At 34.7% G+C, this 26,911-nt stretch carries 22 protein-coding genes; 10 read left to right on the top strand and 12 right to left on the bottom strand.

All coding sequences use genetic code 11. The features are described 5' to 3' along the window. Positions 1-20: 20 nt before the first annotated feature. From UH1x_RS16615 to UH1x_RS16595, 5 genes are all read left to right on the top strand, one after another. The gene (locus UH1x_RS16615; RefSeq protein ID WP_482623102.1) at positions 21-872 is read left to right on the top strand and encodes a transglutaminase-like domain-containing protein; all 852 of its coding nucleotides are present in this window, start codon (positions 21-23) and stop codon (positions 870-872) included. A gap of 64 nt (positions 873-936) precedes the next feature. Next, positions 937-2,038, top strand: a protein-coding gene (gene prfB, locus UH1x_RS16610; protein ID WP_482623101.1) for a peptide chain release factor 2 whose coding sequence is annotated in 2 segments (ribosomal slippage) — positions 937-1,002 and positions 1,004-2,038 — 1,101 coding nt in all. Because the reading frame shifts where the segments join, the coding sequence is not laid out codon by codon here. Between the two features lie 64 nt (positions 2,039-2,102). Then, the gene (arsC, locus tag UH1x_RS16605) at positions 2,103-2,447 is read left to right on the top strand and encodes an arsenate reductase (glutaredoxin) (RefSeq protein ID WP_036153680.1); all 345 of its coding nucleotides are present in this window, start codon (positions 2,103-2,105) and stop codon (positions 2,445-2,447) included. Between the two features lie 87 nt (positions 2,448-2,534). Beyond that, positions 2,535-3,050: a hypothetical protein gene (locus UH1x_RS16600; RefSeq protein WP_051941757.1), complete on the top strand. Its 516-nt coding sequence runs from the start codon at positions 2,535-2,537 to the stop codon at positions 3,048-3,050. Next, positions 3,051-5,543 carry a TonB-dependent receptor gene (locus tag UH1x_RS16595; protein WP_482623100.1) on the top strand — a complete coding sequence of 831 codons (2,493 nt, stop codon included), beginning with the start codon at positions 3,051-3,053 and terminating at the stop codon, positions 5,541-5,543. A 62-nt stretch (positions 5,544-5,605) separates the two neighbouring features. Here UH1x_RS16595 and UH1x_RS16590 read toward each other — a convergent pair whose 3' ends face one another. Further along, complete coding sequence (locus UH1x_RS16590; protein ID WP_167333102.1) at positions 5,606-5,779, bottom strand: hypothetical protein; 174 nt, start codon at positions 5,777-5,779, stop codon at positions 5,606-5,608. Between the two features lie 172 nt (positions 5,780-5,951). On the opposite strand from UH1x_RS16590, the gene fumC reads away from it, so the two are divergent. Continuing rightward, positions 5,952-7,352 carry a class II fumarate hydratase gene (gene fumC, locus UH1x_RS16585; RefSeq protein WP_482623099.1) on the top strand — a complete coding sequence of 467 codons (1,401 nt, stop codon included), beginning with the start codon at positions 5,952-5,954 and terminating at the stop codon, positions 7,350-7,352. Between the two features lie 67 nt (positions 7,353-7,419). Here the strand turns inward: fumC and UH1x_RS16580 are convergent, their stop codons facing one another. Next, positions 7,420-8,307 carry a hypothetical protein gene (locus tag UH1x_RS16580; RefSeq protein WP_036153674.1) on the bottom strand — a complete coding sequence of 296 codons (888 nt, stop codon included), beginning with the start codon at positions 8,305-8,307 and terminating at the stop codon, positions 7,420-7,422. Between the two features lie 154 nt (positions 8,308-8,461). On the opposite strand from UH1x_RS16580, the gene UH1x_RS16575 reads away from it, so the two are divergent. Continuing rightward, the gene (locus UH1x_RS16575) at positions 8,462-8,926 is read left to right on the top strand and encodes a GNAT family N-acetyltransferase (protein WP_482623098.1); all 465 of its coding nucleotides are present in this window, start codon (positions 8,462-8,464) and stop codon (positions 8,924-8,926) included. A gap of 4 nt (positions 8,927-8,930) precedes the next feature. Continuing rightward, a complete protein-coding gene (locus UH1x_RS16570) occupies positions 8,931-9,752 on the top strand; it encodes an MBL fold metallo-hydrolase (RefSeq protein ID WP_482623097.1) in 822 nt (273 codons plus the stop codon). A gap of 70 nt (positions 9,753-9,822) precedes the next feature. Here the strand turns inward: UH1x_RS16570 and ettA are convergent, their stop codons facing one another. The 3 genes from ettA to UH1x_RS16555 form a co-directional block, all read right to left on the bottom strand. Further along, positions 9,823-11,514, bottom strand: coding sequence for an energy-dependent translational throttle protein EttA (gene ettA / locus UH1x_RS16565; protein WP_396634801.1), 1,692 nt, complete (start codon positions 11,512-11,514; stop codon positions 9,823-9,825). 66 nt (positions 11,515-11,580) lie between these two features. Then, positions 11,581-11,757, bottom strand: a complete 177-nt coding sequence (locus UH1x_RS16560) for a CAL67264 family membrane protein (RefSeq protein WP_091605214.1) — start codon at positions 11,755-11,757, stop codon at positions 11,581-11,583. A gap of 76 nt (positions 11,758-11,833) precedes the next feature. Then, entirely contained in the window at positions 11,834-12,805 is a 972-nt protein-coding gene (locus UH1x_RS16555; protein ID WP_482623096.1) for a Gfo/Idh/MocA family protein, read from the bottom strand. Positions 12,806-12,877: 72 nt separating this feature from the next. Between UH1x_RS16555 and UH1x_RS16550 the strand changes: the two genes are divergently transcribed. Further along, positions 12,878-14,506, top strand: coding sequence for an acyl-CoA carboxylase subunit beta (locus tag UH1x_RS16550; protein ID WP_482626519.1), 1,629 nt, complete (start codon positions 12,878-12,880; stop codon positions 14,504-14,506). Positions 14,507-14,682: 176 nt separating this feature from the next. On the opposite strand, the gene UH1x_RS16545 is transcribed toward UH1x_RS16550, so the two are convergent. The 7 genes from UH1x_RS16545 to UH1x_RS16515 all read right to left on the bottom strand — a co-directional run bounded on the left by UH1x_RS16545 (position 14,683) and on the right by UH1x_RS16515 (position 26,070). Continuing rightward, a complete protein-coding gene (locus UH1x_RS16545; protein ID WP_482623095.1) occupies positions 14,683-16,425 on the bottom strand; it encodes a carboxypeptidase-like regulatory domain-containing protein in 1,743 nt (580 codons plus the stop codon). Between the two features lie 175 nt (positions 16,426-16,600). Next, positions 16,601-19,276 (bottom strand): carboxypeptidase-like regulatory domain-containing protein, encoded by a 2,676-nt coding sequence (locus tag UH1x_RS16540; RefSeq protein WP_482623094.1) that lies wholly within the window; start codon positions 19,274-19,276, stop codon positions 16,601-16,603. Positions 19,277-19,406: 130 nt separating this feature from the next. Further along, the gene (locus UH1x_RS16535; RefSeq protein WP_482623093.1) at positions 19,407-20,753 is read right to left on the bottom strand and encodes a M24 family metallopeptidase; all 1,347 of its coding nucleotides are present in this window, start codon (positions 20,751-20,753) and stop codon (positions 19,407-19,409) included. Positions 20,754-20,850: 97 nt separating this feature from the next. Beyond that, positions 20,851-22,938 (bottom strand): vWA domain-containing protein, encoded by a 2,088-nt coding sequence (locus UH1x_RS16530; RefSeq protein WP_482623092.1) that lies wholly within the window; start codon positions 22,936-22,938, stop codon positions 20,851-20,853. A gap of 93 nt (positions 22,939-23,031) precedes the next feature. After that, on the bottom strand, positions 23,032-24,102 hold the full coding sequence (locus UH1x_RS16525) for an AMP-binding protein (RefSeq protein WP_482623091.1): 1,071 nt from the start codon (positions 24,100-24,102) through the stop codon (positions 23,032-23,034). A gap of 4 nt (positions 24,103-24,106) precedes the next feature. Beyond that, on the bottom strand, positions 24,107-25,027 hold the full coding sequence (locus tag UH1x_RS16520; RefSeq protein WP_482623090.1) for a CPBP family intramembrane glutamic endopeptidase: 921 nt from the start codon (positions 25,025-25,027) through the stop codon (positions 24,107-24,109). Further along, positions 25,018-26,070: an o-succinylbenzoate synthase gene (locus UH1x_RS16515; protein ID WP_482623089.1), complete on the bottom strand. Its 1,053-nt coding sequence runs from the start codon at positions 26,068-26,070 to the stop codon at positions 25,018-25,020. The genes UH1x_RS16520 and UH1x_RS16515 overlap by 10 nt, the downstream gene beginning before the upstream one ends. 54 nt (positions 26,071-26,124) lie before the next feature. Between UH1x_RS16515 and UH1x_RS16510 the strand changes: the two genes are divergently transcribed. Beyond that, positions 26,125-26,910: an SDR family oxidoreductase gene (locus tag UH1x_RS16510; protein WP_482623088.1), complete on the top strand. Its 786-nt coding sequence runs from the start codon at positions 26,125-26,127 to the stop codon at positions 26,908-26,910. Position 26,911: the final 1 nt, after the last annotated feature.

Below are 26,911 nucleotides of genomic sequence, written 5' to 3'. Positions count from 1 at the left end.
AATAAGGTATATTTGCTCTTATGCCGAGAGAATTTGAGATTACCTATAATGCGGAAAATGTTTATGATGATTGGGTGTATGATGCACATTGGCAATTTTTAATAATTCCCGTTGAAAATGAAAGTCAGTACGAGGTCGAAATCGAGTTTGAAAACTCTTTATTTGCCTATACTGAAGAATCTATTAACGGCTTTGGTTTTAAAACCCTTCGCATACACCCAAAGAAGAAATTTAAAAAGATTTCTTTTGAGGCAAAGTTTAAGTTCAAAAAAGAAGAAGTTGACCCTTATAATTTCTATATAGAACCTGATATTTCTATTGCATATAAAGAGTTGCAGGATTTTAATTTTAAAATAACCCATGAGCGTTTTCTAAAATTAACCTCTTTTACAATTTTGGAAAGTTTACAAGAACAGTTGTTTAAATTCAACAATTCTCTCTCTATTTTTGATAATCTTGAAGCACTTAATCATTGGATTTATAAGTACATTAAGTTTACCACTGGCGTAACAGAAGTAGGTACCCCACTTAAAGATGTCATTGCTAAGAAAAAAGGAGTTTGTCAAGATTTTGCCCACCTATTTTGTGCATTATCCAGAACCAATGGTGTACCCACCAGATATGTTTCTGGATACCTTGATCAAGAAAGCGGTTTTGTTGGTGATTCACAAATGCATGCTTGGGTAGAATCATTTATTCCTGCAATTGGCTGGAAAGGATTTGACCCCACAAATAATATTTTGGCAAACACCAACCATATAAAAGTATCTCACGGAAAAGACTACAATGATTGTGCACCGTTAAAAGGCATAATTCATACGGTCGGGCAAAATAAAACCTCCCACTCGGTAACTGTTCAAAGCCAACAATAAGTATTCTCAAGATATCTCTAATCATTATTTAAAAGAGTATTATTTTTACCCAAAATATAATTATATGAACGTAAGTACAGACCACTACAAAGGTCTTATAGATCGCCTTGGTGCGTTAAGGAGGTATCTTTGACATTGATGCCAAATTAATTGAAATAGAAAACGAGCAAGAAAAAACCTTGGCACCTGATTTTTGGGACAATCCTCAAGAAGCCCAGGCACATATGAAGTTTATTCAGGCTAAAAAACAATGGGTAGATGATTATAATGCAGCAGAAGTTCTAATTGCAGATCTAGAAGTACTCATTGAATTCCAGCAAGAAGGAGAAGTTACCGAAGCTGAAGTTGAAAGCCAGTACGAAAAGGCTTTGAATACTTTAGAGAAGATGGAATTTAAGAACATGCTTTCTGAAGAAGGTGATGAATTACCAGCTGTGCTTCAAATTACCGCAGGAGCTGGTGGTACAGAAAGCTGCGATTGGGCAGCAATGCTTATGCGTATGTATATGATGTGGGCAGAAAAAAACGGTTATAAAATCAAAGAGCTCAACTATCAAGAAGGTGATGTTGCCGGTATTAAAACCGTTACATTGGAAATTGATGGAGAATATGCTTTTGGTTGGCTAAAAGGTGAAAACGGTGTACATAGATTAGTACGTATTTCTCCGTTTGATAGTAATGCAAAGAGACATACGTCATTTGCATCTGTATATGTGTATCCTTTAGTGGATGATAGCATAGAGATAGATGTGAATCCTGCAGATATAACCATTACCACAGCAAGGTCTAGTGGTGCTGGTGGACAAAATGTAAATAAGGTAGAAACCAAAGTTCAATTGACCCACCACCCTACCGGAATTCAAATTTCATGTTCAGATAGTAGAAGTCAGCATGACAATAGAGCCACGGCTATGAAAATGCTAAAGTCTCAATTGTACGAGATAGAGCTACGTAAAAAAATGGAGGCACGTCAAGAAATTGAATCCTCTAAGATGAAGATTGAATGGGGTTCTCAAATCAGAAATTATGTTATGCATCCTTACAAATTGGTAAAAGATGTAAGAACAGGTCAAGAAACAGGAAACGTTGACAATGTAATGGATGGGGACATAGACCAATTTCTTAAAGCCTATCTAATGATGATGGGACAAAAAGATGAAGAATAAAATAGATATCCCTACTTATTTTTAAATCAAGTAGGGTTATCAACATTTAACGTGAATACAAATTATGATTAAAATATATCACAATTCTAGATGTAGTAAATCTAGAGAAGGGCTTAAAGTACTTGAAAATTCTGGCAAGAAATTTGAAGTAGTAAAGTATTTAGAAGACATACCAACAAAAGATGAGTTAAGAAATGTAATTAGCTGTTTGGGCATTAAGCCCATTAATCTAGTGCGTAAGTCAGAAGCAATCTGGAAAGAAAAATTCAAGCATTTACCATTAAATGATGAAGAAGTATTAGAAGCGATGATCACATACCCTAAATTAATTGAAAGACCAATTGTTATAAATGGCAACAGTGCGGTCATTGGTAGACCGGCTTCTAACATAGATCAATTATTAAAATAGAATTCGCTATAATTGATTGGTTTATTATCTTAACAAACAATTAACCATTTTCAGTTAAACCTTAGTATAACTTTATAATCTAAACACATGAAAAAAGTAATAAAATGTAGCAATCTAAAGGTATTAGCATTGCTATTAATTCTATTAGGAAGTTCTGAAATTTACGCACAGTACGGTTATGGCAATAACGGTTATGGATCACGTGGCGGTTACGGTTATGGTAATCAAAGAAGTTCTATACCACAGGCACAAACACCTGCTGAGCCACCAAAACCTAAAACTGCTGAAGAATTGGTAGATGGTGAAATGCCAAGAATTACAGAAGCCCTTGCACTTAATGAATTTGAACAGGCAGTATTAAGTTCTGTTTTAAAGAAATATGTACAAGAACGTATAGAAGCTCAGATATTAAAGCTACCGCCAGAAAAAATGGCTGAAGTATATGAGAATATTACTAAAAGGCAAGACGAAGAATTAAAAGCAGGTTTGCCATTAGAGAAGTATGAAGCTTTTGTTGCACTACAAAAAGATGGTGTTTCAAAAACTTTGAAGAAAAATAAAAAGAAGAAAAAAGAAAAACGAAAGAAATCAAAATCCGACTAAATGAAACAACTTTTCCCTTTACTTCTACTCCTATTACTATCAAGCAATTATATACATAGTCAAAGACCGGGAGGAGACCGGGAAAGAGGTCCAATTGTCATTAGCGGAAAGGTTCTGGACAAAGATGATAACCTTCCCTTAGAATATGCTACACTAGTACTACAAAGTGTAAACAACCCAGATCAAATTACAGGTGGTATAACAGATATAGACGGAAATTTCAAAGTAGAAACCACTCCTGGCAAGTACAACATCTCCATTGAATACATTTCATACAAAACATACAAACTACCCAATCAAACCCTAACAAAATCTACAGATTTAGGCACCATTAAACTTGCTTTAGATGTTGCTCAATTAGAGGCGGTAGAAATAGTTGGTGAAAAAACTACGGTAGAAGTTCGGCTAGACAAAAAGATATACAATATTGGTAAAGATTTAACCAATAGTGGTGCAACCATTACAGATGCCTTAAACAATGTACCATCTGTTGATGTAGATGTTGAAGGTGCTATAAGTCTAAGAGGTAATGAGAATGTTAGAATCCTAATCAACGGAAAACCATCTGCATTAGCAGGTTTTGGTTCCACCGATGCCCTTACGCAACTTCCCGCAGATGCTATTGAAAAAGTTGAGGTTATTACAAGTCCGTCTGCAAGATATGATGCTGAAGGTACAGCTGGTATATTGAACATTGTACTTAAAAAAGAAAAAACACTTGGTTTCAATGGCTCCGTAAACACAACTATAGGTTACCCTGTTAATAGTGGTATTTCTGTAAATGCAAATTTACGTACAGATAAGTTCAATTTATTCAACACTACGGGTTATAGCTATAGAGACGCACCAGGAAATGCATTTTATGACAACACCTATTCTTCTGGCACCTATGATAGAATTATTGAAGACAGAGAATACAATAGATTAAGAAAAGGATTCAACACAAATTTAGGTTTAGAATATTTCTTGACCGAGTCATCTTCTATAACCGGTAGTGTTTTCTATAGAACTTCTAAAAGTGAAGATGAAACCGCCAATACAAACCAAAGGTTTATAAGCAATGCATTAGATAGTGAAACATTTAGAAGTGAAGATGAAAGCGAAGATGACAATAACTATCAATTTTCTTTGAATTATGTGAACGATTTAGATGATGATGGTCAAAAGCTAACCGTAGACTTACAATATTCTAAAGGAGAAGAAGAAAAATTCAACATCATTCAAGAAAATAATACATTACCAAATGATGATTTAATTGTTTTAGAAAATGTTTACGAAGAAGAAACCGATAACGAGTACTTAATTCAAGCTGATTATGTACTACCAATGGGTGACGCTCAATTTGAAGTTGGCTACAGAGGAACTTTTGAAGAAACAGGCACTGACTATCGTTTAGATTCCTTAAACCAAGCAACAGGTTTGTTTGATATTAATGAAGATCTTACCAACCTATTTACTTATACAGAAAATGTAAACGCATTATACACGCAGTATGGTAACAAATTTGGAAAGTTTTCTTTCTTATTGGGATTAAGATTAGAAAATACCCAATTGAAAGGTGAGCTATCTTCTTTATATGACAGTAGTGAGCTAGAAGAACAATTAGGCGTTGATGTAGAAGCTAATTTTGATAATAATTATCTAGGCTTGTTCCCAACAGTAAATTTCATTTACGAATTAGCTGAAAATGAAAATATCTCTTTGGGATATAATAGAAGAATAAATAGACCAAGAGGAAGGTTTGTAAATCCTTTTCCTTCAAGATCAAGTAGGACAAATATTTTTCAAGGTAATCCAAACTTAAACCCGGCATTTTCAAATGCTTTTGATTTAGGTTACTTAAAAAGGTGGGATAAAATAACTTTAACTTCCTCTGTATACTACCAAAGAGAAACGGATTCTTTTGAGCGTGTTCAAGAAGAAACAGGTCAAACCACTACAGATGGTATTGAAATTATTAGATCTATACCTATCAACCTATTTACAAATGACAGAATAGGTGTTGAAGCAGGTGTATTATATAGCGCAGCAAAATGGTTACGTTTAAATTCTAGCTTTAATTTTTTCCAGTTTTCTACTGAGGGAGATTTCAATGGTGTAGATTATGGCACAACAAATACAAGTTGGTTTGCTAGATTTAGCTCAAAGGTTTCACTACCAGCTAAAGTAGACTGGCAAACTAATGCATTCTACAGAGGACCGTCGTCTACGGCACAAACTGAAAACGGAGGTATATTCTCATTGAACTTAGCCTTTAGTAAAGATATTTTGAATGATAATGGAACACTTTCACTTAATGTAAGCGACTTATTAAACTCTAGAAAAAGAACATCTTTTACAGAAACGGAGTTCTTCACTTCAGACAGTGAATTTCAATGGAGACAGCGCCAAATAACTATGGGCTTTGTATATCGTTTCAATCAACCAAAGGAGCGTAATAAGGGCAACAGAGGAGGTAACAACGATGATGACGGTGATGAAATAGAAGGATAGAATTAGAAAACAAGACATAAAAAAAAAGGAGCCAATAGGCTCCTTTTTTTATTATACTTTATCTATGCTTCTCTTGCGGCTTTTTTCTTGTCGCGTCTTTCTTTCAATAACTCCATAATGTTACCACCTAACCAGTAAGGGACAACAAATAATAACAAAAACATCATTAGCCAAAAACCTATAGTTAATATGGTTAAAAAAGCTAAAAATCCTAAATATTGGTCAAAATCAAACATATCTTCTTACTTATATATTACAAAGATACCATAAACGAATTATTTTTTGCAAACGTTCTGCAAAATTAATTTTACTTTTCACAACAAAGTTGTCACAATAAAAATAAATGTAAACCTTATTTTTGAGGCTATATTAATAAATTAACTTAAGATTCATATAAATTATAAGATTATGGAGTTCAGAATCGAAAAAGATACCATGGGTAATGTTAAGGTTCCCAAAGACAAATATTGGGGAGCGCAAACAGAACGCTCTAGAAATAATTTCAAAATTGGTCCTTCGGCGTCAATGCCTTTAGACATTGTTTACGGCTTTGCATATTTAAAAAAATCTGCTGCTTATGCTAATTGCGAACTTGGCGTATTAGCATCAGAGAAAAGAGATTTGATAGCTCAGGTTTGCGATGAAATTTTAGAAGGCAAGCATGATGATCAATTTCCATTGGTTATATGGCAAACTGGTTCGGGAACACAAAGTAACATGAACGTAAATGAAGTGGTTGCCAATAGGGCTCATGAAATTGCCGGTAATGTTATTGGTGAAGGCGAAAAAACAATTCAACCAAATGATGATGTAAACAAATCGCAATCATCAAATGACACCTTCCCTACCGGTATGCACATTGCTGTCTATAAAAAGATAGTTGAAGTTACCATACCTGGTGTTACTCAATTAAGAGATACTCTTCAGAAAAAATCTATTGAATTCAAGAACGTAGTTAAGATAGGTCGTACGCATTTAATGGATGCTACTCCCCTAACCTTAGGTCAAGAGTTTTCGGGATATGTTTCTCAATTAGACCATGGTTTAAAAGCACTGAACAATACACTTGCCCATTTAAGTGAACTTGCTTTAGGAGGAACTGCTGTAGGTACAGGTTTAAATACTCCTGAAGGATACGATGTTTTGGTTGCCAAATACATTGCAGATTTTACAAGTTTACCTTTTATTACTGCTGAAAATAAATTTGAAGCTCTTGCTGCACATGATGCCATTGTTGAAAGTCACGGCGCATTAAAGCAATTAGCGGTTTCATTAAATAAAATAGCCAATGATATTAGAATGATGGCTTCAGGTCCTCGTTCAGGTATTGGTGAAATCATTATTCCTGCAAATGAGCCAGGTAGTTCTATTATGCCCGGAAAAGTTAATCCTACGCAATGTGAGGCGTTAACTATGGTTTGTGCACAAGTTATGGGTAATGATGTTGCCGTTAGTGTTGGTGGCACTCAAGGTCATTATGAATTAAATGTTTTCAAACCAATGATGGCTGCAAATATTTTACAATCAGCACAATTAATTGGTGATGCTTGTGTAAGTTTTGAAGAGCATTGTGCAGCTGGTATAGAACCAAATCATGGTGTAATTAAAGAGTTATTGAATAACTCCCTAATGCTGGTTACTGCCTTAAATACTAAAATTGGATATTACAAAGCCGCTGAAATTGCAAATACTGCGCACAAAAATGGTACAACGTTAAAAGAAGAAGCTGTTAATCTAGGTTATGTTTCTGCTGAAGATTATGATGAATGGGTAAAACCGGAAAATATGGTTGGTAGTTTAAAAGACTAATTACAACTTTTACAAATAAAAAAGGCGACCAATTGGTCGCCTTTTCTATTATATATTTTTAAAACTATTACTTCAACATGAATTTAGAAGTACCCAATAATTTTAATTGATCGTCATATACGTTTACCATGTAATTACCATCTTTAAAATCACCAGAAGGCTTACTGATATAATCACATACATCTAAAGATTTGTTCTCGTAGTAGAAACCAGTTTGCTTACTATAAGTAATAGAAGCTCCATTATCATTTGTCATAGAGTTGCTACCACCAAGTACATTACCTTGAGGATCTAAAACCTCTAAGAAAAATTCTCTATCACCAGCTTGTGCAATCACGTTGTCAGCTACAGTAAAACAAATTTTGAATTTATCAGTTGCTTTAGCTCTTTGTGTAGAAACCAATTTACCACTGTTACGTTCTTTTACGGCATCAACATTGAATTTAGATAGGTTCAACGCAGAACCTTTTTCAACTACTTGAGCCAAGTTTGTGTTTTGTACTACTAAAGAATCATTAAATACAGTTTGCTTCTCCAATTCAACGTACGTACTGTCACGTTGCATAGCTATAGCAGTATTAGAACGTGTTAAAGAATCTACTTGCTTCAATAATTGCTCTCTTTCAGCTTTAAGAACACCTACTTGTCTTCTATATCTAGATAAAGATCCAATATCAGCTTTCATAGTTTTTACAGAGTCAATATATTTTGCAATATTATCTCTTGCGCTTACCAACTCCTCATTAGTGGCGTTGCTTTCTAGAATAGCCTTATCATACTCAGATTTTAAGCTATTTAAATCTTCAACTACCAATTCTTTTTCTTTGGTAAGTACTACTTCAGTCTTCTTTTTGTCTTGATAAAGACTAACTGTGTAAATGATAGTACCTAAAAGCACAACACCTAAAAGAGCGGTCAAAACCTTTAAGCCATTGTTGTTTTTTGTTTCAGTCATAATGTTTAATTTAATAAAGTGTCTGTTTGTTCAGTTTATATACGTGGTAATTCAAATTTTAGATTTTTTAATGTTAAATTAATTTATAAACCTTGGAAGTGACTATATAATATGACATACCTTAGTTAACAAGTTAAAAAAACACCTTAAAACCATGCTTAGCATTGTGCCTTACGAGCCTAAATATACTCAAAACTTTAGAGATTTGAATATTGCCTGGATTATTGAATATTTCAAGGTCGAAGAAAAAGACAGGGAGTTATTGGAACATAGTCAATCTACCATTATTGATAAAGGCGGATATATCTTTATAGGATTATGGAATAATGAACCCGTAGCATGCTTTGCATTGATTAAAAAGAAGGCCAATCGTTATGAATTGGGCAAGATGGCAGTTGACAAAAACCATCAAGGTTTAAAAATCGGACAAAAAATGTTAGCCCATGCCATAGAATTTTCAAAGACTAAAAAATGGGAAACACTAGAATTATACTCTAGCACTAAATTAGACCCCGCACTGCATATATATAAGAAATTCGGTTTTAAAAATGTGCCTTTGGAAGATAATTTAGAGTACCTTCGATCAAATATTAAAATGGAACTAACACTTTTAACGTAACATAATGAAAATAAATAAATTGCTTGTTTTACTAATATTGGGATCTATGACATTTGCATGTAAAGATGCCAAGAAAGCGGAGAGCGACGTGGATACTACAACCGAAATTGAAGAAAGCAAATCGGTTACCGAAATAATCAACGAGCGCAAATCAGCAGATATTAAAATCACTCCCATAGAACATGCAACGGCAGTCTTAGAATGGAACGATGTTGTCATTTATATTGATCCAGTAGGCGGAGCTGTTGCTTTTGAAGGTCAAAAGAACCCTACCCTAATATTGATTACCGATATACACGGTGATCATTTAAACGTAGAAACCATAAATGCCCTAGACACTTCTAACGCCACTTTTGTAGTACCACAGGCGGTTGCAGATGAATTACCTAAAGAATATTCAGAACAATTGGAAATTATGGCAAACGGCACCACTAAAGAACTTAACGACATCACCATAGAAGCCATACCCATGTACAACTTAAGAAAAGAGGCTTTAAAATTTCATGAAAAAGGACGCGGTAACGGTTATGTTCTTAATATTGATGGTCAGCGTATTTATTTCTCTGGAGATACCGAAGATATTCCTGAAATGCGTTCTTTAAAAAACATAGACAAAGCTTTTATATGTATGAACCTACCATATACTATGACAGAGGAAAGTGCTGCTGCTGCCGTTTTAGACTTTAAACCTAAACAAGTATATCCTTATCATTACAGAGGCAAGCCAGATGTTAGTGATGTTGCAAAATTTAAGCAATTAGTAGATGCAGGCAACCAAGATATTGAAGTGATACAATTAGATTGGTACCCTAATGAAGAATACTAATTTAAGCTGTTAGCTGTTAGCTGAAAATAAAAAAGCCCGCAATTGCGGGCTTTTTATATATAAATAATTATTATCTAATCAGTTTCTTATATTTAATTCGCTTTGGCATAAGGTCTCCACCTAATCTCTTCTTCTTATTCTCTTCGTAATCAGAGAAAGACCCTTCAAAGAAATATACTTGAGAATCACCTTCAAAGGCTAGAATGTGTGTACAGATACGATCCAAGAACCATCTATCATGCGATATTACCACTGCACAACCAGCAAAGTTTTCTAAACCTTCTTCCAAGGCACGTAGCGTATTTACATCCAAATCATTGGTAGGCTCATCCAAAAGAAGAACGTTACCTTCCTCCTTTAAGGTCATAGCTAAATGTAAACGGTTACGTTCACCACCAGATAACATATTCACTTTTTTATTCTGCTCACTACCTGAGAAATTGAATCTGCTTAAATAAGCACGTGAATTCACTTGCTTACCACCCATCATCACCAATTCTTGCTCATCACTAAAATTCTGCCAAATGGTTTTTTCAGGATCAATATTAGAATGACTTTGATCAACATATGCAATTTTAGCCGTTTCACCAGTTTCAAACTCCCCTTTATCAGGAGTTTCTTCACCCATGATCATCCTAAAGATTGTAGTCTTACCGGCACCGTTTGGTCCAATAATACCAACAATACCAGCTTGCGGTAATTTAAAGTTCAAATCCTCATATAGCAACTTATCGTCATAAGCCTTACTTACTCCCTTTGCTTCAATAACATTGGTACCTAAACGTGGTCCGTTAGGAATATAAATTTCAAGTTTTTCATCAAGCTGTTTCTGATCTTGACTCATTAACTTATCATAATTCTTAAGACGTGCTTTCTGTTTGGTTTGTCTGCCTTTTGCTCCTTGACGCACCCAATCAAGCTCTCGCTCCAGTGTTTTCTGCCTTTTAGAAGCTGTTTTACTTTCTTGAGCCATACGCTTAGACTTTTGATCTAACCAAGAAGAGTAATTCCCTTTCCAAGGAATACCTTCTCCCCTGTCCAATTCTAAAATCCAACCGGCAACATTATCCAAGAAATACCTATCATGCGTTACGGCAATTACCGTTCCTTTATAAGACGCCAAATGATGCTCTAACCAGTGTACAGATTCTGCATCCAAGTGGTTAGTAGGCTCATCTAACAATAATATCTCTGGTTCTTGAAGCAGTAATCTACATAAAGCCACCCTTCTTCTTTCACCACCGGACAATACAGCAATTTTTTTATCTGAATCTGGAGTACGCAGAGCATCCATTGCAATTTCTAACTTAGTATCAAGTTCCCAAGCGTTTGCAGCATCAATTTTATCTTGTAACACAGCTTGTTGATCCATCAACTTCTGCATTTTGTCTGCATCTTCATATACCTCAGGAAGACCGAACATATCATTTATCTTATTGTATTCATCAAGAATGGCAACTGTTTCTGCAACTCCTTCTTTTACAATCTCTAATACGGTCTTGTTTTCATCCAGTTCAGGTTCTTGCTCCAAGTACCCAACTTTGTAGCCTGGAGAAAAAACAACATCACCTTGAAAGTTCTTATCTACTCCCGCAATAATTTTCAGTAAAGTAGATTTACCAGAACCATTTAAACCTAAGATTCCGATTTTGGCACCATAGAAAAAACTTAAGTAAATGTTCTTTAAAACTGGGGTATTAGCGTTCTTATAGGTTTTCGTAACTCCTGACATGGAGAAGATCACCTTCTTATCGTCTGACATAAAATTATAGTGTTTAGTGAAAATTAAACCCGATCAGGAGAATTCACTGCCGGTTCTAAAAATATATTATACTCTACCTTTAAGTGCGTTAAACACCCAAGCAATAGCAAAAAAACCTATACCTACGGATGCAAAACCCCAACCAGCAACATCATCATAGCGAAAAGCACCTAATGCAATTAGGGCCAGACCTACAAAAATCATAATAAAAGTTGCCCAAGTGAGCACTGTATTCTTGTTCATTTTCGAGTCTATTAAAATTTAAGCGAACATCAAATATCGTAAATTTTAAGATATTTGTCCACAATTACCCCTGCTATTATTCAAACGGAAACACAATTCCTGTCTTTTTACGAACGGAATCCATAATACCAATTAGATCAAGACTATTTTGGTGACTCCATAAGTCACTCTCCTTTTTTCCAGAATTTAGACAATCATGTACTTCCTCAATTTCATGCACATACCCTTTACCTCTCTTTCCTACTTCATTTGAAATCGTTTCCCCATCTTTTTCTAAAGTATAGCCTGTAGACTCATGCCATCTGGGGTGAATAAAAATAGAGCCTTTGTTACCGGCAATTTCAGATTTCTTTTCTGAATTTGAATTGAGTCCGCTATATAAGATAGCTTGTACATTGTCATAATTGAAAATCATACTGCACTGTATCTCCACTCCCGTTTTATAGAAGTTGGCCGTTGCCTTAATATCCTTTGGTTTACCTAACATTAAATAAGCTAAAAATATGGGGTAGATACCTATGTCCAATAAAGATCCACCGGCAAGATCAGGGTTCAACAATCTTCCTTCCTCATCCCTATCAAGTGCATAAAAAGCAAAATCTGAATGTAAATATCCAATGTCGCCAATAGTTCCATTATCTACCAATTCTTTTACTTTAACAATCGTAGGGTTAAACCTAGACCATAAAGCCTCCATCAAAAAAACATTATTCTCCCTGGCTTCAGCAACCATTTTTTCTACCTCCGCTTTGTTTACACCCATTGGTTTTTCACATAAAACGGCATTACCAGCTTTCATTGCGGCAATACTTAAATCTGCATGTGACGTATGTGGCGTTGCCAAATAAACAACATCAACCGTTCCGCTATTAAACAATTCTTGATAACTACCATAAACATTTGGCGCACCATATTCATTGGCAAAAGTCTGTGCTTTCTCTAAACTTCTAGATGCAACGGAAACTAATTTACCACCATCTATCAAAGCCAAATCCTTTGAAAAACTATGAGCAATGTTACCTGCCCCAACAATACCCCACTTTATCATACTTTTTGTTTTTGTTGCATGAACACCAAAATTAACTCCTTATCTTTATCAAAAGAAAAGAAAGAATATAGAATGGATTTAAAATTCAATCAAAACGAAGATAGGAATAAGTTGTTATTATCAGACCTTAGAAGAAAGTTAAACGAGGTTTATTTAGGCGGAGGAAAAGCCAAAATAGCCAAGCAGCATGACCAAGGTAAAATGACGGCCAGAGAACGTATTGATTATCTTTTAGATTCTAAATCTGAACGAATAGAAGTTGGAGCTTTTGTAGGTGACGGCATGTATCAGGAACATGGCGGTTGCCCTTCTGGCGGAGTTGTTATCAAAATTGGCTATGTTCAGGGAAAGCAATGTATTGTTGTGGCCAATGATGCAACAGTAAAAGCCGGAGCATGGTTTCCTATTACCGCAAAAAAGAATTTAAGAGCACAGGAAATAGCTATAGAGAACAAGCTTCCAATTATTTACTTAGTAGATAGCGCGGGAGTATACTTGCCATTGCAGGATGAAATCTTCCCTGATAAAGAACACTTTGGGCGTATTTTTAGGAATAATGCGATTATGAGCAGTATGGGTATTACCCAAATATCCGCTGTTATGGGTAGTTGTGTAGCTGGTGGTGCATATTTACCGATTATGAGCGATGAAGCGTTAATTGTAGACAAAACCGCAAGTATATTTTTAGCTGGTAGTTACTTAGTAAAAGCTGCTATTGGTGAAAGTATTGATAATGAAACTCTTGGCGGAGCAACTACGCATTGTGAAATTAGTGGAGTAACTGATTATAAAGCGAAAGATGATGCTGCCGCATTAGACACCATTAAAAATATAATGGATAAAATCGGTGATTTCCCTAAAGCGGGATACAACCGTAAGAAAAGTGTAAAGCCAAAAGAGAATCCGGATGATATCTACGGAATACTACCGAGCTCCAGAGCCGAGCAATACGATATGATGGAAATCATTAAGCGATTGGTAGACAATTCTGAATTTGAGGAATATAAAGCTGGCTACGGACAAACCATTCTTACCGGATATGCACGAATAGACGGATGGGCTGTTGGTATTGTTGCCAACCAAAGAAAAGTAGTAAAAACTAAAAAAGGTGAAATGCAATTTGGCGGAGTAATTTATTCTGACTCTGCAGATAAATCAACCCGATTTATAGCGAACTGTAACCAAAAGAAAATTCCGTTAGTCTTTCTACAAGATGTAACCGGTTTTATGGTTGGTAGCAAAAGTGAACATGGCGGCATTATTAAAGATGGCGCTAAAATGGTTAATGCGGTAAGTAACTCCGTCGTTCCAAAATTCACCATCGTCATAGGAAATAGCTACGGAGCAGGAAATTATGCCATGTGCGGTAAAGCTTATGACCCAAGATTAATTGTCGCTTGGCCAAGTGCAGAACTTGCTGTAATGAGTGGAAACTCTGCAGCCAAGGTATTATTACAAATTGAAAAAGCTTCTTTGAAAAAGAAAGGTGAAACCATTACTGAAGAAAAAGAAACCGAGCTTTTCGATAAAATCAAGAAGCGTTACGACAATCAAGTCTCTCCTTACTATGCAGCTTCAAGATTATGGACCGATGCTATCATAGATCCAAAAGACACCCGTAAATGGATATCAATGGGGATAGAAGCCGCTGATCATGCACCTATTGAGAAACCTTTTAATATGGGCGTTTTGCAGGTTTAATGTAAACGGAAGTAGTTAAGAGATTATCAATCTATATAAATTGAAAAAATACCCACAATACATTTAAAACGTATTGTGGGTATTTAAATATCTAAATGTTTATCCGTTTTACTAATTATCTAAAAAAATAAAAAGCTCGGAGCAGCCTGCTGGCATTTAAATCACGATTATCGAGTTTAATTAGCAACCATACTTACAGCATTAGATACTGAAAACAATTGCTGATTTACATTACGTAGACCCAGTTTAAAGACCTTCGTTTCTTTTCGTTGCGATGCACTACCGTAGTTATAATATACAGTGGCTTTCAAATACGTTGGAGTCAAGCTTTTATTACCTAAATACGTAGCATTAACCAACCAATTACCACGAAGCGTATCATCTATTAAATACTCTTCACTAGAGAAACCTGAACGTTTTTCAATTTGAATTCTCTCCGCATCTGCCGCTAAAGAATGCTCACTTTTATAATATCGCTTTTCGGGATTTACAAATTGCAATTCAAATTCAGCCTCACTATCACTCCATTCAAAAACTAATCGTGTTCCTTTAAAATCATCATCAAGCTTAATTTCATTCACCTTATCAGTTGAAACTAAATCAGCGCCTTTTAAGGATATCAAATTATTTAAATCGCGATCCATAATGGTTTTTACTTGCTCTTCTTTTTCCATTAATTCTTCTGCCAATAAATAATCATATCGTAGATACATAGCTGCCGCTTTTTGATTTACACCAAGCTCCCTATAACTATTGGCTAAATCTAAATAAGATTGGGCATAATCCGCTCTAAGTGTATATACAGCTTCATATAATTTATTTGCCTCCTTAAACTTTCCTTCTGCTTGATATATGTATGCCAGAGATTTCAATGCTAACGGGTTTCCACTTAGAACTTTATCATTCTCCTGAATAATCATCTCTGCAAATTCTTGATTCTTCCATCTGTTAGAAAAATAATCATAGGCATCTAGAACGTAATAATAAGAACTACTATATTTTTTGATTTGCTCTTCATAAATAGCCTTTGCCCTTTCTTCTGTATTCGCACTCAAAAGTTCATTCATGTACAAAGGTTTATCTTCCTTAAAATCAACCGAGCTTAATGCTGAATTATCGTATTTGTTATTTCTTAATTTTGCTTGATCATAAGGCTTACCGTCTTTGTTACCAGAATATAATAGCGTTTTGGTATTAATAACAATTACACCACCAGCACCTATTGACCCATATCTCGTGGTCATTGCTAAATTATTTAAGACAGCTAATCTTGCTATAGATGCAGGTGCAATCCACGTAGGTGCGTCGGTTAATATTTGACCATCAACATCATATACAGCTGGTGATGCTTGACTGATGGAATTGAAACCTCTGATATAAACACCTCCGCCACGCTGACAATCACCAAAAACCCTTACGCTAGCAAACTCATTTCTAACAACATCTAAAATGCAAATTCCTACATCATTGATTTCGTCCTCTTGTAAAAACCTAATTTTTCCCGGTGCAGTCTCACTATCCAGAATTCCGAATGCCGTTTTAATTAAATTTGGTTTGTATTTATACTCTTCTTCTAATTCACTTTGAGATTTCCTATTACTACCTTTTACGGTAACTTCATCCAACTTCTCTATTTTTTGATTCATTTCTATATTCAACGTCCGAGTAACGTCTTCTATCATAATCTGTACATCATTTAGACCTGGGTATACATATAACAACACATCTCTAGGTTTAGTAGTTATCTGGTAATATCCATTTGCATCGGTTGTGGTTGCTACATCAGAATTTTTAATAGAAATCTTGACATTTTCTAAAGGTGCATCCAATTGAGTAACCTTACCTTTAACAATATTGCTTTGAGCATGAACACCGCTAGCGAATGACGCTAATACTAAGAGAATTAGAAAGTTTTTCATAGAATAGAGTTTTTAAAAGTTATACTTTAGATTAACATCAAAAATTAATCCATACCTAAATTTGTAGGAATTAATTTACATATTATGAATATATTTAACATTTTTATTGAAAAAATTATATTTTATAACATATTTAAATCAACTGTTTGCCAATGCTTCACATTGTAAATAAATTTTAATTTAACTTATCTACTCCTAAAGTTGGTAAATAAAATAGGTTTTGATTCACATTTTTTAAGGACAATCTATAAATTCTAATAGTACTTTCTTCGTTATAAGTACCGTAGCCGGTAAATGCGGTCACTTTTAAATAGGTAGGCAAACCACTTTTATTACCCTTATAATTTATATTTACAATCCATTCTCCTTTAATATCACTTTCAAGAAAGAACTCTTTGCTCGATGAATATTCTTGCTTACCAAAATATTCATTTTGATTGTTTAGAGATGTATTCGAAACAAAATAACGATTTTCTGGATTTACGAACTGAAGGTCAAATTCAGCCTCATCATCGTTCCACTCAAAAAGAAGTCGTGTATCTATACCTTCGCGCATAGCCGCCACTTCTTTCAAATCTTCTGAACTTATGGTATAATCGGTTTTATGCTGCAAAAAGTGATTGAACTCAGTTGTAATTATTGGATGTAATCCTATAGTATCTGCCACTAGAAAGGAGTCGTTCAATAGCTTAGTGTACCTACTATACAAATTTGCTGCCTTTTGCACCTCATCTACCTCAACATAACTATTTGCCATATCCCGATACGATTGCGCATAATTAGGTCTTTTTACAAAAACACTGGTATATAGTTTGTTTGCTTTTTCAAATTCACCTACTCGTTGGTACGCATACGCCAATGCCTTCATTTCATTGATGTTATTCTCAAATAGCGACTGATGATTAGAAATGATATCATTGTTGAATTTTTCTTGCTTCCAATTAGCTGTAAAATAAATATAGGCATCAAGAAAAAAATAGGCAGAACTACTATAAAGCTTCTCATTTTCTTCATATACTTTCTTAGCCGCTTCAAATTTATTACAAGCTAAAAGAGCTTGAAGGTAGCTTGGCAAATTTTTATTGGATTGTTCCTTATCTATTGCATCATGCTGATAAATATTACGTTGTATTAATGCTTGATCAATGTTTTTACCTTTTTTATTAGCAAAATTGGAAACGTGAGTACTTATTGCAATTACACCTCCTGCAGCAACTTGCCCATATCTTCCAACGCCAGCAAGACCAGGTATTACCGCTATGCGCTCAATTACATTCAAATCCAAGAAATAAGGCACTTCTTCATAGATTATACCATCAACCTCGAATATAGCAGGTCTCAAATTATTTATTGACCCGCTTCCCCCTCTTATAAAAACAACAACTTTGGTAAAAGAACATCCAAAACAAGGATTTTCAACTTTTACGTTCCCTACCCGAACACCCGCTATTTTACCGTCGATAGCCGCAAGGATATTCGGGGCAGTTAAATTTAAACTCTTGCCATCTACAATAGTTATAGCATGACCAAATGTTTTTTTGTCAAGAGTTCCATAAGCAGTTTTAGCGAATTCATCATTCGTTAAATATTCAGAGAACATTTCTGCCTCGGTTTTCTTTAAGCGTGCTCTTTCAGTAACTGTTACTCCTGCTAATTCTTCTACCTTGAAGTTCATGCTTACATTTATATTATGTATGGTTTCTGCAACTTCACGCTCTACCTTTTCAAAACCTAAATAATCAAAACTTATGACATCACCTATTTGTGCCATAATGTTATACCTACCATAGGCGTCTGTTTGTGTCTGTTTTAATGACTCCGTTATTTGAACAGTAGCATTTTCAATAGGCTCACCATTATTAAAAACAAAACCTGTAATTGATCTATGTGTTTTAATAGGGTTGGTATTTATTATTGGAGTTTTAAAAGAATTTTGAAGAGTTTTGTTTCTGGAATAATCTGAGATTTGAGAAATGTCTCCATCACTCAAAGTAGACGTATTCAAATAAAAAGTCATTGCATCTCCCCTAAACGTTTTCCATTGCCCTTGACTCACATATCTTCTGTACGAAGTACTTGGTCTATAGTCTGCAGCCAAAACCAAGCCAACGCGCTTACCATATACTTCCAATAATTCTAGACCAATACTAAAATCTTCATCTACAATAAGATTGTACGGCTTTAAATCTACAATTACCTCTCCAGGAGAATTGCCAATCATTGTAGTAACGTTCTTTTTCAATAATTTATCTTCAGGATAGATGGTACCCCCCTTGTAAATATTGATACGTACCAAAACGCTATCAGAATAATTCTCGTTCACATAAAAATGAAAATCCTTTAAGAAATGTTTCTTCTTATCTACACTTATTCTTGTTACCAACTCAGCGCCCAATGAACCATCCCCTTTCCAGTACCCGTACTTATTTTTACTTGGATAGGAAAAACCTATAGCATCATTTATTTTACCTTTTAAATATTTAGCGGTAACAATGGCCTCGTTTAATTGCATTGCCTCGGGCTGCATGACAACTTTTTGAAAAAGTGTATTATTAAAGTTTACCTCGGAAATTTTGAACTGAACCGTTTTATAACCTACAGATGAAAATTGTAGAATATCGCTACTAGAAAAATCAGCTTTATCAATCTCTAGATAAAATTCCCCATCAAAATTACTTACGGTACCTACACCTTTATTAACTATTCCAATATTTACAAAAGGAAGCGTCTCTTGTGTTTCCGCATCCAGTACTGTTCCTTTATATTGATGTTGTCCAAAAAGTCCCAAACTTAGTGTACATAAAAATGACAAAAGGCAATACTTTACATGAAGTTTAGTAATCGATATCATTTGGCTGGTTATTTAAAAATTGTTAAGGTATTCTTAAATATATGAATAACAGCCAATTAAATCAAGTGCCTAATATTAAAAAAATAAGATTTTTATTACATAACGAATTATAAATCTTACAAATAGAAAATTAATTCCCCTGATGCCCTTTTGCTCTTGGTATCAACAAAAGTTCTGTCTGTCTACCATTAACATACCTAAAACCTTCTTCACCATAAAAGCCGGCTTCTTCAAGCATGATACGTATATCTCTATTCCATTCTGGTATGTTAACCGTGGTATTTAATTCAATAGCATACACCGTGTTTGGATTTAAACCATAATTTTCACCGTCGTCACGCATAACACCGCCTTGGGAATCCCACATACCAATTGTTGTACCTGCAGAATGACCATATAAGCCTAGTGGATGCGTGTATATTGATGGTTTTAAGCCCGCTGTTTTAGCCTCCTTCAATGATTTTGCTAGAATATCATTCCCAGACCTACCCTTAACCATATTGTTGGTCAAAAAATCTTGTACCTTATTACCATTTTTTAATCCGTTCACCAAGAAGTCAGGCGCATTAGTTTCTTCTGGCTTAAGTACATATGCCAATTCTTGACAGTCTGTATTTAAACGCAAATAAGTAATACCAAAATCGCAATGCACTAAATCTCCCGGTAGAATTACCATATCATCAGGCTTATTTGCAAAAGAATAGAATTCGCTTTTTTTACCCTTCTCACTTCTTTGAACGTCCACGGTTGGATGAAACCAAGTTTCCAATCCTAAATCAGTAACTTTTTGTCTCATCCACCACACCACATCCGAGGTTGTTGTAACACCAGGCGTAATTACTTTCTCAGAAAAAGCCTCCGCAATAATATCATGTGTAATATCTACCAATTGGTTATAAATGATCATTTCTCGCTCAGACCTTGTTTCAATCCAACGAACAGCTAGTTGTTCTGCTGAAGTCACTTTTGAAATATATTTCTTAGGCAGATTAGCCATAAACTCTTCATAATCTGTCTTTACCAAGCCATCTGCAATATTGTGGTCTGTAGAATAATTAAGTCCGATTTTCTTCGGATTTCTTTCGGATATCAACTGCATTAATCGAGTCCACTGATTTGGTTCTTTCTCCTTATCCCAAGCAGAAACAATATTTTTACCAACGTTGTAACGGGCTACAGCCAACTTCTCTATAGTGTTCTTCGCCTTATTTCTGTAAAACAATAGAATTGTTCTTCTACGAGCATTCAACCACGTAGCCGGGAGCATAGTCTTAATTACGGGATCTTCATTGTATTCTCTTGAGATAACCACCCACATATCTAAGTCTGCGGCATCCATAAGTTCAGGCAACAAATTATTGAAACGGTCGTCTAATATTTCATCTATAACCTGAGCTCTTTCTTTTTCATTTAGAATTTGCTGAGCGTAAATTTCCCCTATAAAAATTAGGCATACAAAAAGGAATAGTTTTTTCATGAGTGTTGTTTGGTTTAAGCCTTGAAAATACAAAATAACACACATTCGAAATAAACTATTCCTCGAAAATCAATTGATTTTTATAACCTGAATAAAATCAATAGTTGTCTGTTACCAATTTCTCATCAATGCTTTTAACCAACCTAATAAATTCTGCTCTATACCCATTTTTATCTTCACCTCTGCCATTCTCTGCCAATTCAATTACGTCAGTAAACGAAGATTTATTATTAAATGCGGACTTTCTTAATTGCTGACCGAATAAAGCAACAGCTGCAGAAAATTGAAAGTCTTTAGACATTTCTTTAGTATTCGAATTTTGAACATGAACCAGTTCAATACTTTTATTGCCATCTGGCTTTTTATATCTAAATTTTACCGTGAACAACTCATCAGAAAACCTAGTATTGTCAGTAGCATTAGTATATTTTAATTCTGGAATTTCTTTATCATATTCTGATGTTACTCCTACCTCTATTATCTCATACAAAGCGGTCACCTTATGCCCACTTCCTAATTCACCGGCATCTTTAGTATCATCAATAAAATCTTCATCTGCCAATAATCTATTTTCATACCCTATTAATCTATACGATTTTACCTTAGCAGGATTAAATTCTACCTGTAATTTTACATCTTTTGCAATAGTAAATAAAGTACCGCCAAACTCCTTACCAAATAGTTTTTGCGCTTCTTGCATAGTGTCTATGTAACCGTGATTTCCGTTCCCCTTATCTGCTAAAGTTTCCAACTTAGAATCCATATAATTACCCATTCCGAAACCTAGCACGGAAAGAAACACTCCCGATTCACGTTTTTCAACAATCAAATCTTCCATGTCTTTGTCGCTAGACAGCCCAACATTAAAGTCTCCATCTGTTGCCAATATCACTCTATTGTTACCATTCTTCTTAAAATGTTTCTCTGCCAATTTGTAGGCTAATTGAATACCCTCTCCACCGGCTGTAGAACCGCCAGCCTCTAAATTATTTAAAGCGCTCATAATCTTCTCTTTATTGTTACCAGATGTAGGCTCTAATACAACACCAGCTGCACCAGCATAAACAACAATTGAAACCCTATCTTTTTCTCTTAACTGATTTACTAATAATTTAAATGCGGATTTTAATAGTGGTAATTTATTATCTGATGACATAGAGCCAGAAACATCAATTAGAAAAGTAAGGTTAGATGCCGGTAGTTCTTCATTCAAGTATTCTTTCCCTTGCAAACCAATTCGCACTAATTTGGTATTTAGATTCCAAGGGGTTTGTGCTACCTCAGTGTTGACAGAAAAGGGATGTTCATTTGTTGGTTGCGGATAGTCATAATCAAAGTAATTAATCATTTCTTCAATCTTAACTGCATCTACAGGAACCTCTTTTCCATTATTTATAAATCTTCTAATGTTACTATACGCTGCTTTATCAACATCTATTGAAAATGTAGATAAAGAATTAATACCTACATTTTGAAACTGATTTTCAGTAATTTGCGCATAATTCTCATCTTCCTCAATAACATAATTACCTTTTACCGTTTGTATAATAATACAACCGTGTTTAGCATTTTTACCATATAGATTCTTCGCTTCAGAAGCTTTAAGTTTTATTCTACTATTAACATCTTCACTCTTAAGACTTTGAACAATTGAATTATATCGCTTTTCTATGGGAATACCATCAACTATATATAAAGGGCTTTTAACCTTTCCCTTCTTTTCTTGGAAAATTGGTCCACTTATTGCGACACCAGTTACCCTACCTTGCAATATGCTATTCATATTATTTTGAGAGTTTCGCTTTCTAGTTCGATTTCCTCTAACCCTTGTCACCGAACCTGTTGAGAAAGAACGTTTAGAAGTTGCATAACCTACGACCACAACCTCTTCAAGAGCTTCATGATCTTCTTCAAGTGACACATTAACAACTACTGATTCTCTGATCTTTACTGTCATATTTTTACAGCCTATATACGAAAACACTAATTCAGCTCCTTCTGATACTGTTATAGCATAGTGTCCGTCAAAATCTGTTTGTGTACCATTAGTAGTACCTTTTTCCATAACATTTACACCAGGCAGAGGGTCCCCTGCATAATCAGAAACAATACCGCTAATATTCATTTGTTGTGAAGACAATAAGAAACTAGTAAATAGAAATAAAAGGAAAGTTACATTTTTCATAATAGCTGGTTTAAAGTTTATACTATAAACCTATTAAGAAGTCAGCCATATTAAAATATAGAATGAGTGAATGGGAAGGTGTGCTGAGTGAAGTTATGACTTCAGTAAGGTCATGGTTTCTTTCCGCTTAACTTTTCCGCTATCAGTACGTAAGAATACCGGAATAGTTTTAATTACACGTGGCACTTCGTACTTAGATAAAAGAGCACTTGACGTAATTTTTTTCAACACATCGTTTTCATTCACTGCACCCTCAATAACCAGCACTAATTGCTCCCCTAGTTTTGCGTCTGGTAAAGAAGTAATAAAAAAAGGTTGATCAATACTATTCGAAAGTTTACCCTCTACCTGCTCTGGACTAAGTTTAATACCACCGGAATTAATTACATTATCAAATCTGCCCAACCATTTAAATTCTGTCGTAGAAACCAATTCAATAACATCTTTAGTTACTACAGTTTCATCAGCAATCTTTGGAGCATTAATCACCAAACAGTTTCGGTCGTCTTTAGATATTACAACATTTGGCAAGACAGAAAAAGGCATATCATCACTTACGATATTATTCAAAGGCTTAACTGCAATATGCGTTATAGTCTCTGTCATACCATAGGTCTCATAACTAGCATTTGAAATTCCTTTTATTTCCTTTCTTAGAGAAGTAGAAATAGGAGCGCCACCAACAATTAATGTATGCAATAGGGAAAGCTTACTTAACGAATTAGCAACTTGTAAGGGTACCATAGCGCCAAAATCAAAAGACCTGTTTATACCTTCTAACGGATTTGAAGTAGGTGGAACGAAATGAATATCTAACCCTAATACCATAGCTCTAACTAACATCATTTTACCTGCAATATAAGTAGCAGGCAAGCACAACAATGCAGAAGAACCAGGAGATAAATTAAAATAGCTACCTGTTGCTAAAGCACTATTCTCCATATGGCTCTTTTTTAAGGCGATTGTTTTTGGAGTACCGGTAGAACCAGATGTATTTACCGAAATGGCAGGTGAATTATCTATCCAATCTAAAAGAAATTCGCCAATGTGCTTTTCAAATTCTTCTCCTTCTTTAATTAGACCATAACTTACTTCTGTTAAATCGGCAAAAGAAATAGACCTTCCATTAATGGAAAAACTTGGATGTACTAAAGCTTTATGCATTGTACTAATTATCTAATTTAAAAAACTCTTCTTTAGATAACACATCGCCAGTAAGTTTTTCTTTCCAGTTAGTCCAACCATATTTTTTTGAAAAGATGATTAATAAAATAGGGAATACTATAAATACCGGCACCAAGACATCCCAACCTAGAATTGGGTCAGAAACATCCCTATACAATGAATCAGTTTGAAAAGCAGTCCAGTCAGCAGTCAACAATAACGCTCCAATTAAATTATTAGCGGCATGAAAACCCAAAGCAAGTTCTAAACCTTCATCCATGAGTGTTATAATACCAAGAAAAAAACCAGTACCTATATAATATATCATTATACCGTAACCCAATTTCTCTACTTCAGGATTTCCCAAATGCATTAATCCAAATAATACAGAAGTGACAACTAAAGGTACCCATCTATTTTTGGCAGCAATACCCAATCCTTGCATCATATAACCTCTAAACAAATACTCCTCAAAGCTAGTTTGTAAAGGAATTAGGATTATCCCAATTAAAGCCAAACTTAAAAATGGCATCAGCTTAAAATTAAACAGGTAATCTTCAGGAGATAAATAAATACCTATAAAAGTTAAAATTATTGTTATCAATCCCCATACACCAAAGGCAAAAAAAACTCTTTTCCAATCTATTTTTTTTCTGGATGTCGTTAAACTAGTAATGCTCTGAGAGTGTACTAATTTCGTCCATCCCAGTACCACAAATAAACCTACAGCAAGTGGTACAAGTAAAATAATCAATACCAAATTAGAGCCTAAACTTGCTATCATTTGCTCCATACTATCCTCAACACTAACTGGAGATAATACGATTGCTATGTAGTTCATTATCATAAACCCAATAAAACAACCGGGAATAATTAAGTACTTCCATAATCCAATATCACCTTTATACCCCTGTTCTATATACATAAACTTTCAATTAAATTTGTATTCCATTTTTTAGATCTGTTATAAAACAAACCTCCATTAACAACCTCTAACGGACTCTCAATATTATTTGTGAATAGAGAACCGGTACCTAATCCTTGTGGCATTTTGTTATTTAAAGTTGCCGTCCACTGGGCAATAGCATTTAAGCCAATATTACTCTCTAAGGCACTCGTAACCCACCACCCTATGTTATTCTTTTCTGCAATAGAAATCCATTCACTGGTTCCTGCAAAACCACCAACCAAACTTGGTTTCAAAATTATATATTGTGGTTGTATTGTTTGTAGCAACGCTGCCTTTTTTGTTACATCAACCACACCAATTAATTCTTCATCTAAAGCAATTGGCAAAGGCGTATTACTACAAAGCCTTTTCATTTCTTCAGTTTGCCCTTGTTTAATGGGTTGCTCTATAGAGTGTAAATCAAGTTTAGATAAAACATCTAGTTTAAATAAGGCCTCTTGTGGTGTAAATGCTCCGTTGGCATCTACCCGTAATTCAATCGCTTCTTTTGAATAACGTTCTCTAATAGATTTTAGCAATGCAATCTCCGTATCAAAATCTATCGCACCAATTTTCATTTTAATACAAGAGAAGCCATCTTTTAGCTTATTTTCTATTTGTTGATGCATAAATTCCTTATCGCCCATCCAAACCAAACCATTGATAGAAATCGGTTTTTGGTCATTCAAAAAAGCAGATTCAAAAAGATGAAACGGATTATTAGAACGTATGGATAAAAATGCCTGTTCCAAACCAAATTGAATACTAGGAAAATCTCTTAACTGCTCTATCAATTTAGCTTCTCCTAATTCAATATTCTCCGCAACCCAAGTACATTTTTGTTCATATTCAGGCACATCATCAAAACTAAGGCCTCTAAACAGTCCGCATTCACCAATTCCCCATTTTCCTTCTTCTTCTAAAAAAAGGAACCACGTTTCTTTAGTTCGCAGAATTCCCCTAGAAGTTCCACTGGGGTTTTTAAAATTTAAGAGATACTTTTTAAATATTGCCTTCATATAATCCTTCAAATTTAGTTATATTTTGAGTTTAATTACGATGGATAAATAAGTATGGAGAATAAGGTGATTTGGATTACAGGAGCATCTTCTGGAATTGGGGAAGCATTGGCATATCAATTCAATGCTCTCGGTGCAAAAATTATTATTTCAGCAAGACGAGAAAAAGCATTGGCTGATGTAAAAAACAAGTGTAAATCTCCAGATAATGTTGCTGTGCTTTCATTAGACTTAACCCAATTTGAATCCTTAGAAAGCATCACAAAAAAGGCTTTTTCATTGTTTGGACGAATCGACGTTCTTGTCAATAATGGCGGATTAAGTCAGCGTTCACTCATTATGGACACCAAATTTGAAGTCTACCAACAAATGATAGATGTTAATTATCTGGGTACTATAAAACTAACAAAGCATGTACTACCCAAATTTATAGCACAAAAAAGCGGTCATTTCGTAACTATTACTAGTTTAATGGGTAAATTTTCATCACCCTATCGTTCAGGTTATTGTGGAGCAAAACATGCGTTACATGGCTTCTTTGATGCTTTAAGAATGGAACACGAAAAAGACAATATCAATGTTTCTATTATTTGTCCGGGGTTCATACAAACAAACGTTGCAAAAAATGCTTTGACCGGTGATGGCTCAGCTTTACAAAAAGAAGATAGCGCCACAGAAAATGGAATGCCTGTTAACGAATGTGCACAAGAAATTATCTCTGCAATTAAAAAGAAAAGATTTGAAACCTACATTGGCGGAAAAGAGAAATTCGGAATTTATCTTAAAAGATTCTTTCCTAAACTTTTACATAAAGTAGTCATGAAAAGTAAAGTTCGTTAAA

The organism is Maribacter sp. UH1, assembly GCF_056839145.1.
This window is presented reverse-complemented; position numbering and strand designations above follow the sequence as displayed.